This is a genomic window from Lentzea xerophila (assembly GCF_051094245.1).
Taxonomy (GTDB): Bacteria; Actinomycetota; Actinomycetes; order Mycobacteriales; family Pseudonocardiaceae; genus Lentzea; species Lentzea xerophila.
The window spans coordinates 2,747,594-2,760,393 of record NZ_CP194934.1 but is presented as its reverse complement, the minus strand read 5'-3'; the positions used below and the strand labels follow the sequence as shown (position 1 = coordinate 2,760,393).

Annotated in this window: 17 protein-coding genes and 1 pseudogene; 10 read left to right on the top strand and 8 right to left on the bottom strand. The window is 70.3% G+C overall.

What is annotated here, in order from left to right; translation table 11 throughout:
• Positions 1-51 precede the first annotated feature (51 nt).
• Positions 52-981, top strand: a complete 930-nt coding sequence (locus ACRSBM_RS13395; RefSeq protein ID WP_434443423.1) for a LysR family transcriptional regulator — start codon at positions 52-54, stop codon at positions 979-981.
• Positions 965-1,321 (top strand): HNH endonuclease, encoded by a 357-nt coding sequence (locus ACRSBM_RS13390; protein WP_434443421.1) that lies wholly within the window; start codon positions 965-967, stop codon positions 1,319-1,321. The genes ACRSBM_RS13395 and ACRSBM_RS13390 overlap by 17 nt, the downstream gene beginning before the upstream one ends.
• A 181-nt stretch (positions 1,322-1,502) precedes the next feature.
• Here ACRSBM_RS13390 and ACRSBM_RS13385 read toward each other — a convergent pair whose 3' ends face one another.
• Positions 1,503-2,252: an AfsR/SARP family transcriptional regulator gene (locus tag ACRSBM_RS13385; RefSeq protein WP_434443419.1), complete on the bottom strand. Its 750-nt coding sequence runs from the start codon at positions 2,250-2,252 to the stop codon at positions 1,503-1,505.
• Between the two features lie 90 nt (positions 2,253-2,342).
• Here ACRSBM_RS13385 and ACRSBM_RS13380 point away from each other — a divergent pair.
• Together ACRSBM_RS13380 and ACRSBM_RS13375 are read left to right on the top strand one after the other, a co-directional pair.
• Positions 2,343-2,575 (top strand): annotated as a pseudogene (locus ACRSBM_RS13380) (IS110 family transposase); the annotation flags it as partial.
• Between the two features lie 421 nt (positions 2,576-2,996).
• The gene (locus tag ACRSBM_RS13375; protein WP_434443415.1) at positions 2,997-3,932 is read left to right on the top strand and encodes a hypothetical protein; all 936 of its coding nucleotides are present in this window, start codon (positions 2,997-2,999) and stop codon (positions 3,930-3,932) included.
• An 82-nt stretch (positions 3,933-4,014) separates the two neighbouring features.
• On the opposite strand, the gene ACRSBM_RS13370 is transcribed toward ACRSBM_RS13375, so the two are convergent.
• From ACRSBM_RS13370 to ACRSBM_RS13360, 3 genes are all read right to left on the bottom strand, one after another.
• Entirely contained in the window at positions 4,015-4,137 is a 123-nt protein-coding gene (locus ACRSBM_RS13370) for a hypothetical protein (RefSeq protein ID WP_434443413.1), read from the bottom strand.
• Positions 4,138-4,350: 213 nt separating this feature from the next.
• On the bottom strand, positions 4,351-4,797 hold the full coding sequence (locus ACRSBM_RS13365) for a hypothetical protein (RefSeq protein ID WP_434443411.1): 447 nt from the start codon (positions 4,795-4,797) through the stop codon (positions 4,351-4,353).
• Positions 4,798-4,873: 76 nt separating this feature from the next.
• Entirely contained in the window at positions 4,874-5,779 is a 906-nt protein-coding gene (locus ACRSBM_RS13360; protein ID WP_434443409.1) for a COG4315 family predicted lipoprotein, read from the bottom strand.
• Between the two features lie 137 nt (positions 5,780-5,916).
• Here ACRSBM_RS13360 and ACRSBM_RS13355 point away from each other — a divergent pair, with 137 nt between their 5' ends.
• The 3 genes from ACRSBM_RS13355 to ACRSBM_RS13345 all read left to right on the top strand — a co-directional run bounded on the left by ACRSBM_RS13355 (position 5,917) and on the right by ACRSBM_RS13345 (position 7,808).
• Positions 5,917-7,314, top strand: coding sequence for a protein adenylyltransferase SelO (locus tag ACRSBM_RS13355; protein WP_434443408.1), 1,398 nt, complete (start codon positions 5,917-5,919; stop codon positions 7,312-7,314).
• 54 nt (positions 7,315-7,368) lie between these two features.
• Positions 7,369-7,536: a hypothetical protein gene (locus tag ACRSBM_RS13350; protein ID WP_434443406.1), complete on the top strand. Its 168-nt coding sequence runs from the start codon at positions 7,369-7,371 to the stop codon at positions 7,534-7,536.
• Between the two features lie 95 nt (positions 7,537-7,631).
• Positions 7,632-7,808 (top strand): DUF3040 domain-containing protein, encoded by a 177-nt coding sequence (locus tag ACRSBM_RS13345; protein WP_434443404.1) that lies wholly within the window; start codon positions 7,632-7,634, stop codon positions 7,806-7,808.
• Positions 7,809-8,071: 263 nt separating this feature from the next.
• Here ACRSBM_RS13345 and ACRSBM_RS13340 read toward each other — a convergent pair whose 3' ends face one another.
• The 3 genes from ACRSBM_RS13340 to ACRSBM_RS13330 are packed head-to-tail and all read right to left on the bottom strand — an operon-like array spanning position 8,072 to position 9,631.
• On the bottom strand, positions 8,072-8,626 hold the full coding sequence (locus ACRSBM_RS13340) for a hemerythrin domain-containing protein (RefSeq protein ID WP_434443401.1): 555 nt from the start codon (positions 8,624-8,626) through the stop codon (positions 8,072-8,074).
• Positions 8,602-9,303 (bottom strand): hypothetical protein, encoded by a 702-nt coding sequence (locus tag ACRSBM_RS13335; RefSeq protein ID WP_434443400.1) that lies wholly within the window; start codon positions 9,301-9,303, stop codon positions 8,602-8,604. Before ACRSBM_RS13335 ends, ACRSBM_RS13340 begins: the two co-directional genes overlap by 25 nt.
• Position 9,304: 1 nt before the next feature.
• Entirely contained in the window at positions 9,305-9,631 is a 327-nt protein-coding gene (locus tag ACRSBM_RS13330; RefSeq protein ID WP_434443397.1) for a plasmid stabilization protein, read from the bottom strand.
• Between the two features lie 80 nt (positions 9,632-9,711).
• Between ACRSBM_RS13330 and ACRSBM_RS13325 the strand changes: the two genes are divergently transcribed.
• The 3 genes from ACRSBM_RS13325 to ACRSBM_RS13315 are packed head-to-tail and all read left to right on the top strand — an operon-like array spanning position 9,712 to position 12,283.
• On the top strand, positions 9,712-10,896 hold the full coding sequence (locus ACRSBM_RS13325) for a cytochrome P450 (RefSeq protein ID WP_434443394.1): 1,185 nt from the start codon (positions 9,712-9,714) through the stop codon (positions 10,894-10,896).
• Positions 10,893-11,687, top strand: coding sequence for an SDR family oxidoreductase (locus ACRSBM_RS13320; protein ID WP_434443392.1), 795 nt, complete (start codon positions 10,893-10,895; stop codon positions 11,685-11,687). Before ACRSBM_RS13325 ends, ACRSBM_RS13320 begins: the two co-directional genes overlap by 4 nt.
• Entirely contained in the window at positions 11,687-12,283 is a 597-nt protein-coding gene (locus tag ACRSBM_RS13315; protein WP_434443389.1) for a flavodoxin family protein, read from the top strand. Before ACRSBM_RS13320 ends, ACRSBM_RS13315 begins: the two co-directional genes overlap by 1 nt.
• On the opposite strand, the gene ACRSBM_RS13310 is transcribed toward ACRSBM_RS13315, so the two are convergent.
• Complete coding sequence (locus tag ACRSBM_RS13310; RefSeq protein ID WP_434443386.1) at positions 12,193-12,780, bottom strand: phosphatase PAP2 family protein; 588 nt, start codon at positions 12,778-12,780, stop codon at positions 12,193-12,195. The two genes, ACRSBM_RS13315 and ACRSBM_RS13310, sit on opposite strands and share 91 nt — an antisense overlap.
• Positions 12,781-12,800 lie beyond the last annotated feature (20 nt).

The following is a 12,800-nucleotide window of genomic DNA, read 5'->3' as shown; positions in this document are numbered from 1 at the left end:
TCCGGAGGTCCCGGTAGGCACCAATCGCCGATGCGCACATAGGCTGCCCCTATGCCTCTGCCGTCCAGGGTCACCGACCTCACCAGCTTCGACCTGCTGCTGAGCGTCGCCGAGCTGGGCAGCATCGGCCGGGCGGCCAAGGCGCACGGCATGTCGCAACCGAGCGCCAGCGAACGGCTCAGGACCCTCGAAGGCCGCGTCGGCGTGGCGTTGCTCGAACGAACCCCGCGCGGCGCCCGGCTCACGACGGCGGGCCAGCTCGTGGCCGGGTGGGCGGCCCAGGTGCTGGCGCGGGCGGCCGACCTGGACGCCGGCATCACCAGCCTGCGCGCGGACCGGCAGAGCCACCTCAGGGTCGCCGCGAGCCTCACGGTGGCCGAGTACCTGCTGCCCGCGTGGCTGATCGCGCTGCGGGCCGTCAGTCCCGACACCGCGACCGTGCTCTCGGCGGGCAACTCGGTGCACGTGGCCGAGCAGGTGCTGGCGCGGAAGGCCGACCTCGGGTTCATCGAGAGCACCGACGTCCCGGCGGGCCTCTCCAGCCGCGTCGTCGCTCAGGACGAGCTCGTGCTCGTCGTCGCCCCCGGCCATCCCTGGGCCAGACGCCGCCGCGTCGCCGCCGCCAAGGCCGCCGCGACCCCGCTGGTCAGCCGCGAACCGGGCTCGGGCACGCGCCAGGCGTGGGAACACGCGCTGAGGACCGCGGGCATCACCGAGTCCGCGGGACCGCTGCTGGAGATGTCGTCGACCACGGCGATCAAGGCGGCCGCGATCGGCGGCATCGGCCCCGCCGTGCTCAGCGCCCACACCGTCATCACCGACGTGGCCGCCCGCACCCTCGTCCAGGTCGAGGTGGCCGACGTGGACCTGCACCGCGCGCTGCGGGCGGTGTGGCCGGCCGGCAGGACACCGCGGGGCCCCGCCTCCGACCTGCTGACCATCGCGACGCGTAGTCTCACCCACCGTGCCGACCGGCGGTAGCAAACAGGTTCGCGCCGCGCGCAAGCGCAAGAAGCGCATGGCTCGCGTCGTCAACGACCTCACCGACGCGCAGTGGGACGCCCTCAAGACGTCGTGGGGCGGTTGCGCGTACTGCGGTGCCCCCGCCCTCTCGCTGCAGAAGGACTGCGTGCAGGCCCTGTCGCGCGGCGGCCGGTACACGCTCGGCAACGTCGTGCCCGCGTGCGGCTCGTGCAACGCCAGCAAGTGCAACGCCGAGGTGACGGGCTGGCTGCGGCGCAAGAAGCTCGACGAACGCACGTTCCTCGTGCGCCACTACGAGATCTCGAACGAGCTCACCGCGCGGTTCGCGGAGGTCTGAAGCACCCGGCCGGACGTTCTGTCCCCACCACGCCAGCGCGCACGCTGAAACCCGGGGTACCGTCCCGCGGCACGAGACCTCCCCCGCGCACACTCACCAACCGCGCCCCGGCCCACGTCACGCGGCCGGGAACGGTTGCGGCGCACAGCCCGGCGCGTTCCAGCGTCCCGGGCACGGCCTCCTACAGCGCCGCCTGGGAGGCCACCAGCCGGGTCATCTGCGGCGAGGGCGCGACGCCGAGCTCGCGGTGCAGCAGTGCCCGGTAGTACTGGTAGTGCCTGAGCGCCGACCCGCAGTTGCCCTGGGCGAGGTGTGCCGAGATCACCGTCCGGTGCGCGGTCTCCCGGACCGGGTCGATGGCGATCGCCGTGAACGCCGCTTCCAGCGCTGCGAGGTGCGCACCGGCCGAGATGAGGTGGCAGGCGATCGCCTCGAGGGCGTGCAGCCTCACCTGTTCCCAACGCCTCCGTTCGGGCGCCAGCCACTCCTCGGTCCAGTAGGGCAGCAGGTCCTCGGACAGGGCGCCGACCAGCTCGTCCCCCGCGCGGACGGTGGCGGGCGCGGGCGAGCCGACGACGAGGTGGGCGGCTTCGAGCGCCCGGCGGAAGTCGATGGTGAGCGCGGGTGAGAGCCGCAGCCGGTCCAGCAGAGATTCGACAACCGGGTGGTCCGTCGCCCGGCGGAGGTGCCACAGCGCCTGCCGCACGTTGGCGTTCGCCCGCTGCCGGCGGCACTCCGGCCAGAGCTGCTCGGCGGCGGCCTGCCGGTTCACCGCGCCGCCGTGGTGGATCGCGAGGAAGGCCAGCAACCGTTGCGCGCCTTTCGGCAACGTGACGTCCGCACCTTCGGCCAGCAGCTCGAACCTGCCCAGCAGTACCAGTCGCGCTCCTTGCGCATCGGCCCGTCTCCCGCCTTCCGAGGCCTCGGTCATCGTGGTCCCTAAGGTTGTTGTTGTCGGGGTGAGTGCCTCGGATGCCCAGGGCGACGGGGTGTGGCTGATCGTGGGTCTGCCACACGGTTCGCGGTGCTGATCGCAGCCAGGCAGCAGGTGGTCTACGCGCCCGGCCGTGTTGTCAACCGGATGACCGGCGTGTCCGCGGGGAGTCCGAGTCGGATGCCCAAGACGCGCGGGTGATCGCCGAAACCGCACGCATGCGCACCGATCTGACCCCTGTCATCGCCACGGACGACCTGGTCATCGAGCTGAACCGGCTCGCCGCGCAGCGCGAGGACCTGATGGCCGGCCGGGTCCGCGATCACAGCGGCTTGACACGATCATTCAGATTCCTTCCGTCCTTACGCTGTTCCCAGATCCCGAGCATCGCACCGGCCGCGTCTCCGGTGCGTCTCGTCCGCGCCTGCCCCGGTGTCGGTCCCGCCGCCGCTGGACGGCCTCGGCTCAGTCGTGCGCGGACTTGACTTCCGGCCCGGTGGTCACCCGGTCGGCGCGGGCGTCGACGGCCCGTCGTTGCCGGTCCGGAATCCGTGTGGCGCGCGTAACACCAATGGCCCAAACGAACTCGTCCAGCCCAGTCCAGCCCATCGTGTGACACGGCAGAAGCCGAACGATCGCGCGACGACTCGCAGACCGCGGCGGCGACCCGCTGGAGATGGAGGCACCGGAGGTTGTGTCCCGGGGTCACACGGCCCCGCGAACGACCAGAGGAGCGCGACCATGCCAGAAGGTCAGATCAAGACCGTCGATATCCAGATCGCCCCGGAAGACCTCAAGACCCTGAAGGAGAGCGGGTACCAGCTCTGCTTCGCGAAGAAGGTCAACGACACCTACAACGTGGTGTGGCAGTCGGCCAGCGAGTACCTCGTGGACAACTCGTTCTCGTGGCAGCCGCTCTACGAACTCTTCGGCAGCAACAAGTTCGAAGGCGACGTGTCCGTACACGTCGCGACCAACAGGGTGTCGATCGGCCTGGGTGACGAGGCCACCCTCGACAAGGACGGCCTGCTCGGCGAGGCCTCGTCCGGCGGGCCGGCGACAGGAATCACGATGATCAACCAGTACGGCCCCATCCATCCCGGCCTCTGCGCGTTCTCGACCGACGTCAACGGACGGGGAACAACGACCCCGATCTACGTCGCCGAGTCCCCGATCGTCTCCGGCAGCGACGTACTGACACCGGTGGAGGTCGTGCAGGTGTGGTTCGAGCAGAACATCGCCACGAGCACCATGTTCAGCTCGGCCAGGTCCAACGCCGTCGAGATCGACCTCAGCCAGCAGAACACGGCGGCCCGCCTCTACAGCAACGGCGGCTGGTCGACCCCGAAGTCGAGCATGCTCCTCGCGGACCCGGCGACGATCCTGACGCTCATCGCGGCCCTGACCATCTCCGTGAGCGTCTACGACCTCATCTCGAAGATCACTTCGAAGCTGACCGGCGTCTACAAGGACGTCAAGGTCGAGGTGACGTCGATGGGCGGAAACACCGTCAAGATCGAGTACCGCGAGCAGCGGGCACTCACCGGCGCCCGGCAGGCTCAGACGCGCGCGTTGCTGCTGAACCCGACCGTGATCGACCAGCTCACCGAGTTCGCCGTGGAGTCGTTCGCGCAGCTCGGCGCCGGCTACGTAACGCTGAACGCGACGACGCGCTGACCGCCGCGTCCAGCGTGGACGCAGTTCGGCCGGAGGCCGCCGCGGACGCCACCCGCTCCGCGGCGGTCCTCCGCGGCAGGAGTCACTTCAGCGTGGGAACGAGCTGTGAGTGGCGACCGGCCTCGTGGGCGGCGGCCTGCCGGTGTGACTGGACGAAGCCGGTGACACCGGGGGCCGGTTGCCAGAGCGAGGCGGACTCCGTCATGTCCCTCGGCTGACACCCGCCGCAGGTCGGCCGCCCGCACGGGCTCCAGCGGTTGCGGCACCCACGCCACACCAGCGCCGATGATCGCCAAGCCCGGTTCGAACTCGAATGGCCTGCACGGCAAGGAAACTCGTTGGAACGGTCGCGGCAGGCCGGCCCGTCCGGCATCGACAGGGACACGCGAGAGCGCCCCTGCCGATCCGCCTGGCGTCGCTAAGCGGCGTTCCGCACGGCGTTGTACCCGTTGTAGAGCGCGTCCCAGGCCTTCTTGCAGCGGGCGTCGAGCTCCGCGTCGGCACTCACCCCGCCGGCCGCGAACCACGGCTCGCACGGAGCGATCTCGGTGAGCTGCCGGCGCACGTCGGAGATGGCGGCCTGGCCGGACGGCGGGAGCTTGGACGCCTGCTTCTCGACCTCGTCGATCACCCCGGTGACGTCCGGCATGACACGGGCGCAGTTGTCGGCCGGGTCGACGGGCTCGCCACGCAGGCGCGCCAGGCAGGCTGTCAGAAGCACTCCGATCGCGTCGAGCCGGGGTTGCAGCTCGGGCAGCGCCGAACCAGCCGACGAGGCGGGCACCGGAGTGATCTTGGGCAGCGACGACGGCGAGGTTCCGCACCCGAGAAGGAGGAAAGCCAGCGCAATGGCGGAGTAGCGCATGACTGGAGGGTAGCGAGACGGGAAGGCCGCCAGAGCCGGGGTGCTCTGGCGGCCTCGACGGTTCACCCGATCAGGGTCAAGGGCGGACGTAGGACTTCACGCCCGCGGGGAAGCCGAGCTCGGCCGTGTCGCGGACGTCGTCGCTCACGACGGCGGACCTGCCCTTGCAGCCCGGCTCGGACCAGATCTTCACGGCACCGTCCGGGGACAGCGACTGGAAGCCGCCGCGCAGGTCGGCGCAGCCGGCGCCGACCTTCACGCCGGTGGCGAAGTTGGTGCCGCTGAAGTCGTCGAAGTTCTTGCCGCTGAAGAACGTGACGGAGTTCGCGGGCTTGGTGCCGGGGGCCGGCGGCGCAGGTGTGGGCGCCTCGGCGGGGGCGACGGCGCGCTTGCCCTCGGGGTTGATCACGAACCACTTGCCGCCGACGTTCTGGCCGAGGATGTCACCGGCCTTCTGGTCCTTGGAGAACAGGTAGATCGGGCGGCCGCCGATCGTCACCTGGGTCTGGCCGTCCCGGCGCTGGACGAAACCGATGTTCTCCCGCTTGATGCCGGGGAAGAAGAGCTTGGTGCCCTTGGTGACCGTGATGGGCGGCCACGTCTTCGCGCAGTCACCGTTGCAGTTGGACACCCCGCCGTTCACGGGGTCGTCGCTGAACCAGTAGACCGAGAGGCCCTTTCCGTTCATCACGGCGGGTTCCAGGCCACCGGCGTTGGCGACGCGCAGCTCGACCCACTTCTGCCTGACCTCGCGGGCCGCGGTCGCGGAGGCGCGGTCGCCGGTGTTCTTGTCAGCCTTGTTGGAGTTCGCCGAGCCGCGCAGGAAGTCCACTTCGGACTCTCCGGCCGGCGCCTGCGTTTCCTCAGCCTGGGCAACGGGAACGGCCGTGCCCGGTTGCGCGGCACCCTGACCGCAGGCCGTCAGAGCGACGACACCGACCGCGAAAAGGGCGGCAACGATCCCAACTTGCTTGCGACGCATGGGTTTTCTCATTCCTGAGTGGACTTTCGCCAACCTGTTCACCTCTGTCACGTGTGCGCCGCCGGAACGGTTCAGCCGAGTTCGAGCTGAGAGCGCGATCACACACGCGCGGCGGCTCACCAGGTACCTTTGGAGGCGTGAACATCAGCCTGAGCAGCGATTTCGCGACCGCGGTGCCGGAGATGGCGGTCTCCTGGGAGGCCGTCCCGGTCGCCGAACCCGAACTGCTGGTCCTCAACGAGCCGCTCGCGAAGGAGCTCGGCCTCGATCCCGCCTGGCTGCGCGCGGACGGCCTGCCCTTCCTCGTGAGCGGGCAGGGGGTCGCCCAGGCCTACGCCGGGCACCAGTTCGGCGGCTACTCACCCCGGCTGGGCGACGGCAGGGCGCTGCTACTCGGCGAACTGACCGACGCCGACGGCCGGCTGCGCGACCTGCACCTCAAGGGCTCCGGGCGCACCCCGTTCGCCCGCGGCGGCGACGGCCTGGCGGCGGTGGGCCCGATGCTGCGCGAGTACGTCGTCAGCGAGGCCATGCACGCCCTCGGCATCCCCACGACCCGCTCGCTGGCCGTGGTGTCCACGGGGCACACCGTCCAGCGCGAGGAGCCACTGGCCGGCGCCGTCCTGGCCAGGGTCGCCGCGTCACACCTGCGGGTCGGCAGCTTCCAGTACGCCCGCAACACCGGCGACCAGGACCTGCTGCGCCGCCTCGCGGACCACGCCATCGCCCGCCACTACCCCGGCAGCACCTACCTGGAGCTGTTCGAGCAGGTCGTCGCCGCGCAGGCGTCACTGGTGGCGCGGTGGATGCTCGTCGGCTTCATCCACGGCGTGATGAACACGGACAACATGACGATCTCCGGCGAGACGATCGACTACGGCCCGTGTGCGTTCATGGAGGCCTACGATCCGACGACGAAGTACAGCTCCATCGACCACCGCGGCCGTTACGCCTACGCGAACCAGCCGATCATCGCCGAGTGGAACCTCGCCCGCCTCGCCGAGGCACTGCTGCCGCTGTTCTCGGACGACGAGGACAAAGCGGTGGCGCTGGCCCTCGAGACGCTCGGCACGTTCAGCGGGCAGTTCGAGGAGGCCTGGATCGACGGCATGCGTGCCAAGCTCGGCATCTCCGGTGACGTGAAGCCGCTGCTCAAGGACCTGCTTGTGCTCATGCACGAGAACCACGTCGACTTCACGTCCTTCTTCCACCTGCTCGGCAAGGCGGCCCGTGGCGACGCCGAGCCCGCCCGGTCGCTGTTCCTCGACCTCGCCGGGATCGACGCGTGGATCGCACGCTGGCGGGAGCTCGGGCCGGACGCCGCGGCCATGGAGAAGGTCAACCCCGTCTACATCCCGCGCAACCACCTGGTGGAGCAGGCATTGGCGGCTAGGGCCGACGGCGACCTGGGTCCGCTGGAGAGCCTTCTGGACGCCGTGACCTCGCCTTACGGGGAACGCCAGGGTCTGGAGCACTTCGCGGCACCCGCGCCGCAGGACTTCAGCGCCACCTACCAGACCTTCTGCGGAACCTGACGCCGCGGGCGAGAATCCGGTGACGGGGGTTTGACCGGCGGGTACCCACCGGTCATGAGCCAGCCAGTACCGCCGCCGGAGCCCGTGCCGACCACGCCGGGCCCGGACCAGCCCCGGCCGACCGGACCCGACCAGCCCCAGCCACCCGGACCAGACCCGGACCCGCTGCGGCCGCCCGGCCCGGACCCCGATCCCCTTCCTCCGGAGCCGAAGCCGATCTAGCGAGCAGTTCCGGTTCACGCCACCACCGCGGTTTGGATTCCGGCGCGGTGGGTACTCGCCGTGTGCCACGGCCGGCCGGACTTCGGGGAGCGGGCATGCTCAGTCGTCACGAACAGCAGCGGCTCACCGCCATCGAGCAGTGGTTCCGCACGGCCGAACCCGAACTGGCCCGCGCGCTGAGCGAGGGCCCGCGCCCACGACGGACGCTGCGGCATCGCGCGGCAGCCCTGCTCGCGAGCCTCAGGAAGCCGCCGGGATCGCCTGGCCGCTGACCGCGTTCGCGACCACGGCCGGTCCGTGTCCGTGAGCCTGGTGATCTCCCGCGCCTGCAGACCGGCGAAGATCGCGTGCTCGCACGGGAGCGCCACACTGCCACACACATCGGTGTCGAAGCCGAACCAGGGCGAACGTCATACGGGGCACAAACGCGCGGCCCGCCCGCGACACCGCGAGCAGGCCGCCGCCGGCACGGCCGGGACGCCCACACCGGCGCCCGGACCGTGCACATACAGACAGTGCGCACCGACGACGCGGGTCAGGACGAAGCCGCCTTCTGGAGCTCCTTGCGCAGCTGCTCCTTGGACATGCTCGAAGCGCCGGCCAGCCCCATGTTCTTGGCCTGCGTGAGCAGTTCCTCGCGGGTGGCCTGGCCGGGCAGCTCACCGAGGTGGTCGGCACGGCTGCGCGCGAACAGCTCACCGAGCTGGTAGCGGCGTTCCGCGCTGAGGCGCTTGCGCATGCCCGGCAGCACGGTCTTCTCCTCCTCCTCGACGTGGTGCGTGATGGAGTCGACGACGTCCTGCAACACCTTCTCGTACTGCGGCGAGTCGTAGTCGCAGTCGAGGAGCTTGGCGAGCAGCTGCTCGGCCTCGGCGTGCTCCTCCTGGCTGTGCTCGACCTCGTCGTCGCCGCCCGCGTCCTTCGCGGCCGGGTAGACCTCCGCCTCCTCGGCGCGGCTGTGGGCGACGAGCAGGCCGCAGAGCACCGGGGTGAGCAGCGGCCGTTTCTCCGGGTGGTTCTTGAGCTCGGCGAACAGGCGCTCCACCTCGCGGTGGTCCTGCATGATCAGGTCGACGACGTCGTACTGCATGGTGGTGGGTCTCCTTCAGTTCGGGTTGTTCTCGGATAGCGCGTGGTGATGGGCGCGAGACCGCGCCGTCCGATTCGGGTGAGCGCCACGCCGAAAGCGCTGATCACAGCGACGGCCATGACCGCACCGATCGCGATGGACCACATCAGGCTGGCGTTGAGCAGCCCTGCCGCGGCACCGGCGACGACGCCGGCGACGAGTCCGTTGACGAGGTTCACCAGGCCGGACACGCCCAGTGCGGTGCCGATCAGCCGTGGCCGCCTGGCCTTGCGCCAGCCGGTCCGGCCGCCGTCCACCTCGACGCCCAGGGTGTCGTCGTGCATCTGGCGCACGAACACGTCCCTGGTGAACGGTTCGAGCTCGGCGTATACGTGCCTGATGCGGTTGATCCCCAGACCGGCCTGGACGTCCTCGATGGACAGCTCGACCGTGCGGAACAACGTGGCGAGACCGATCAGGAACAACGCGGTGGAGACGACCAGCAGCAACGTCAGCAGCACCGTCACCGGCACCACCTGCGCGACGAACCCGAGGGCGATCATGGACGCGGAGATCGTCGTCAGCAGGTGGCCCGCCCGTCCGGTCGCGTCGGTGATCGTCGCCGTGCGGATCATCTGCAGCGTGTTGTGCTCCATCGTGAGGATCGTCAGCGCCGAGGCCTTGTCCACTTCAGACACGTCAACGTCCCAACGCGGTGGCGAGCTCCTTCTTGGTCATCGTGGACCGGCCCTTGACGTTCTTCTTCTTGGCCTCGTTGTAGAGCTGTTCCTTCGTCAGGCCCTTGGGCCGGTTCGTGCCCGACCGCTGCCCGCCGCGCTTCTGGGGCGACATGTCCTTCTTGGACGACTTGCTCGCCGTCTTCGACTCGCCGGCCTGGGCGCGGTTCTTGTTCACCGTGCGCGCCGCGATCTCCTTCGCGCGCTTGGCTGAGGCGCCACGGTCCTCGGCGGAGTCCTTGATGTGCTCGTACTGGCGTTCACGTTTGGCGTTCGATCCCGCTGGCATCACGACCTCCTGGTTCGAGCTGAACCGCGAATACCCCCGGTCGGGACGATTCACACACGGGTCACCGGGTAATCGTGGGCATGGCGATCTCCTCACGACTCGACACCACCCGCGTGCTGGCGACGGTTCTGCTGCCCACGCTCGCCAAGGGCGTCATCGTCCGCAGGCCGGGCGTGATGGCGGCCGCCGAGAAGGTCCAGTCCGACACGCGGGCCATCGAGACCATGCGCAGGCTGCGTGACCGCTACGGCCCCGAACCGGTGCGGTTGCGCGTCACCGGCCGCAGCCTCGCCGTTCTGGTCGACCCCACGGACGTCGGCAGGCTGCTCGCCGAGTCGCCGGAACCCTTCGCGCTGGCCACGAAGGAGAAGAAGGCCGCGCTGAAGCACTTCCAGCCGCACGGCGTGCTCATCTCGGAGGGCCGGGAGCGGGAACGGCTACGTGAGCTCAACGAACGCGCGCTACGGCCGGAGAACGTGCCCGCCGAGGCGATCGTGCGCGACGAGGCCGACCTGCTCACCCGGCACGTGATGAGCACCGGCGAGCTGACCTGGGACTCGTTCAGCCAGGCCTGGTGGCGGATCGTCCGCAGGATCGTCCTCGGTGACGGCGCCCGCGGCGACGACCAGCTCATCGACGACCTCAAGGCGCTGCGGCAGAACGCCAACTGGGCCTTCCTGCACCCCAGGCGGCGTGGCCTGCGCGAACGGTTCCAGCACCGGCTCGACGAGCACCTCGCCCGGCGCGAGGAGGGCAGCCTGGCGGCGCAGCCCGGTGACCTGTCGGGTCAGGTGCCGCACTGGCTGTTCGCGTTCGACGCGGCCGGAATCGTCACCATGCGCGCGTTGGCCATCGGTGCGCGGGGCAGGAACGGCATCCTCGAGTCGGCACGGCTGTGGCCGACCACGCCGGTGATCCTGCGGGAGAGCACGAAACCGACCCGCTGGCACGGTCAGTGGCTGCCGGAGAACACGGAGTTCGTCGTGTTCACGCCGTTCTTCCACCGCGACCCGGACCGGCTGCCGTTCGCCGACCGGTACGCGCCGGAGATCTGGGACAGGCCGCTCGACCCCGCGATCGTGCCGTTCAGCGCCGGTCCCGGCGTGTGCCCCGGCCGCGACCTCGTGCTGACCACCGCCGCCACGATGCTGGACACGCTCAGCGAGCACCTCTCGTTCCCCGCGCTCAGCGCTCCACTGCCGGGAACCCTCAACCACTTCGGCCTCCGGATGCCGGCCACTCCGACGGGTACCCGAGTGTCATGAACACACCCCTGTACGCCATCGTGACCGGTTCGGACTCCGGCATCGGCAAGGCCGTCGCCGTCGCACTGGCGGGTGGTGGCGTCGACGTCGGCATCACCTACCACGAGGACGCCGAGGGAGCCGGGAAGACAGCCGAGGAGGTCCGTGCGGCCGGAGCGCGCTGTGCCGTGCGGCAGCTCGACCTCACCGACCTGCCCACCGCGGCCGCCGTGGTCGACGAGCTCGCCGAGGAACTGGGCGGCGTCGACATCCTGGTGAACTGCGCGGGCACCGGCAGCAGCCAGAAGGTCATGGACATGCCGTTCGACACCTGGCGCTCGGTGCTCTCGGTCGACCTCGACGGCGCGTTCCTGTGCTCCCAGCGCGCGGCCAAGCACATGATCTCCGCCGGTCGTGGCGGCCGGATCATCAACATCACCTCGGTCCACGAGCACCTGCCGCGGGTGGGCGCCGCGCCCTACTGCGCCGCGAAGGCCGGGCTCGGCGCGCTGACCGAGGTGCTCGCACTCGAACTGTCCGAGCACGGCATCACGGTCAACTCCGTGGCGCCGGGCGAGATCTCGACGCCGATGACCGGGCAGGAGGACGTCGACCCGCACACCCGGCCGCGTCCCGGTGTGCCGCTCGGCAGGCCGGGCAGCGCTCACGAGGTCGCCGCCGTCGTGGCGTTCCTCGCCACCCCGGCGGCGAGCTACGTGACCGGGGCGTCGATCGTCGTGGACGGCGGGATGTCCCTGATGGGTCCGCAGGCGAGCCAGCTGATCGCCGACGAGAAGTGGAGGCAGCCCTGATGCGTGCCGTGGTGCTCAACTGCACCTTGAAGAAGTCACCCGATCAGTCCAACACCGACCTGCTCGCCCAGGTGGTGATCGACGAGCTGACCAAGAAGGACGTCGAGGTCACCTCGTTCCGGCTGGCGGACCACGAGATCCCGCCCGGCGTCGTGACCGATCTCGGCGGCGGGGACGAGTGGCCGAACATCCACCGGCTGCTGCTCGACGCCGAGATCCTGGTGTTCGCCACGCCGACGTGGGTCGGCCATCCGTCCTCGCTCGCGCAACGGGCGCTGGAGCGGATGGACGCCATGATCTCGGAGACCGACGACCAGGACCGGCCGGTGGCCTACAACCGGGTCGCGGGCGTGGTGGTGACGGGCAACGAGGACGGCGCGCACCACGTGATCAGCGAGATCGCCGGCGGGCTCGGCGACATCGGCTACACGATCCCCGGCCAGGCCTGGACGTACTGGAACCGCGGTCCCGGCCCCGGCCCGAGCTACTCCGAGACCAGCGAGGGTCACGAGTGGTCGGAGAAGACCGGCCGCACGATGGCCGCCAACCTGCACGCCGTCGCCCTGGCCCTGGCCGAACGCCCGATCCCGGCCTGAGCCACCGCGACCAGCGCGCCGATCGCCAAGCCGCCCAGGACGTCCGTGGGCCAGTGCACACGGGTCCTGAGGCGGCTGTAGGCGACCAGCAACACCAACGGGGTCACGAACACGGCGGCCTCGCGGTCCTGCAACGCGGTGGCGGTGCCGAACGCGGCGGCCGTCACCGCGTGCTTGGACGGGAACGACGACGAGCCGGGGTGTTCCGGCAGCGCCTGGCGGGCAGGGATGTTCGCGGCCGCTGGCCTGCGCCGGTGCACGACCTGGCTCACCAGGTGTCCGATCGGCATGGCGACCAGCGCCGCGGTGAGGGCCCGCTTGGCGGTCTTCTTCCGGCCGGCCACCGCGAGTAGTCCGGCGACCGGCAACCAGAGCGCGCCGCCCCGCGCGGTGAGGCTGGCGGCGATCACGATCTGGTTCGGCCGCTCGGCGGGTAACGCCTCACTGTCGTGGAGGGACTCCTCGTCCAACTCCTCGAACTCGTCCGCGCCGCTCATTCAGGTCTCCCACCCAGAAC

Excerpts from the sequence above, each read along its gene's own strand:
- ACRSBM_RS13370 (WP_434443413.1), bottom strand. The coding sequence starts at position 4,137 with ATGACGGAGTCCGCCTCGCTCTGGCAACCGGCCCCCGGTGTCACCGGC.
- ACRSBM_RS13340 (WP_434443401.1), bottom strand. The coding sequence starts at position 8,626 with ATGCAGTACGACGTCGTCGACCTGATCATGCAGGACCACCGCGAGGTG.
- ACRSBM_RS13365 (WP_434443411.1), bottom strand. The coding sequence starts at position 4,797 with ATGCGCTACTCCGCCATTGCGCTGGCTTTCCTCCTTCTCGGGTGCGGA.
- ACRSBM_RS13345 (WP_434443404.1), top strand. The coding sequence starts at position 7,632 with ATGCTCAGTCGTCACGAACAGCAGCGGCTCACCGCCATCGAGCAGTGG.
- ACRSBM_RS13330 (WP_434443397.1), bottom strand. The coding sequence starts at position 9,631 with ATGCCAGCGGGATCGAACGCCAAACGTGAACGCCAGTACGAGCACATC.
- ACRSBM_RS13350 (WP_434443406.1), top strand. The coding sequence starts at position 7,369 with ATGAGCCAGCCAGTACCGCCGCCGGAGCCCGTGCCGACCACGCCGGGC.
- ACRSBM_RS13325 (WP_434443394.1), top strand. The coding sequence starts at position 9,712 with ATGGCGATCTCCTCACGACTCGACACCACCCGCGTGCTGGCGACGGTT.
- ACRSBM_RS13310 (WP_434443386.1), bottom strand. The coding sequence starts at position 12,780 with ATGAGCGGCGCGGACGAGTTCGAGGAGTTGGACGAGGAGTCCCTCCAC.
- ACRSBM_RS13315 (WP_434443389.1), top strand. The coding sequence starts at position 11,687 with ATGCGTGCCGTGGTGCTCAACTGCACCTTGAAGAAGTCACCCGATCAG.
- ACRSBM_RS13385 (WP_434443419.1), bottom strand. The coding sequence starts at position 2,252 with ATGACCGAGGCCTCGGAAGGCGGGAGACGGGCCGATGCGCAAGGAGCG.
- ACRSBM_RS13360 (WP_434443409.1), bottom strand. The coding sequence starts at position 5,779 with ATGCGTCGCAAGCAAGTTGGGATCGTTGCCGCCCTTTTCGCGGTCGGT.
- ACRSBM_RS13395 (WP_434443423.1), top strand. The coding sequence starts at position 52 with ATGCCTCTGCCGTCCAGGGTCACCGACCTCACCAGCTTCGACCTGCTG.
- ACRSBM_RS13375 (WP_434443415.1), top strand. The coding sequence starts at position 2,997 with ATGCCAGAAGGTCAGATCAAGACCGTCGATATCCAGATCGCCCCGGAA.
- ACRSBM_RS13320 (WP_434443392.1), top strand. The coding sequence starts at position 10,893 with ATGAACACACCCCTGTACGCCATCGTGACCGGTTCGGACTCCGGCATC.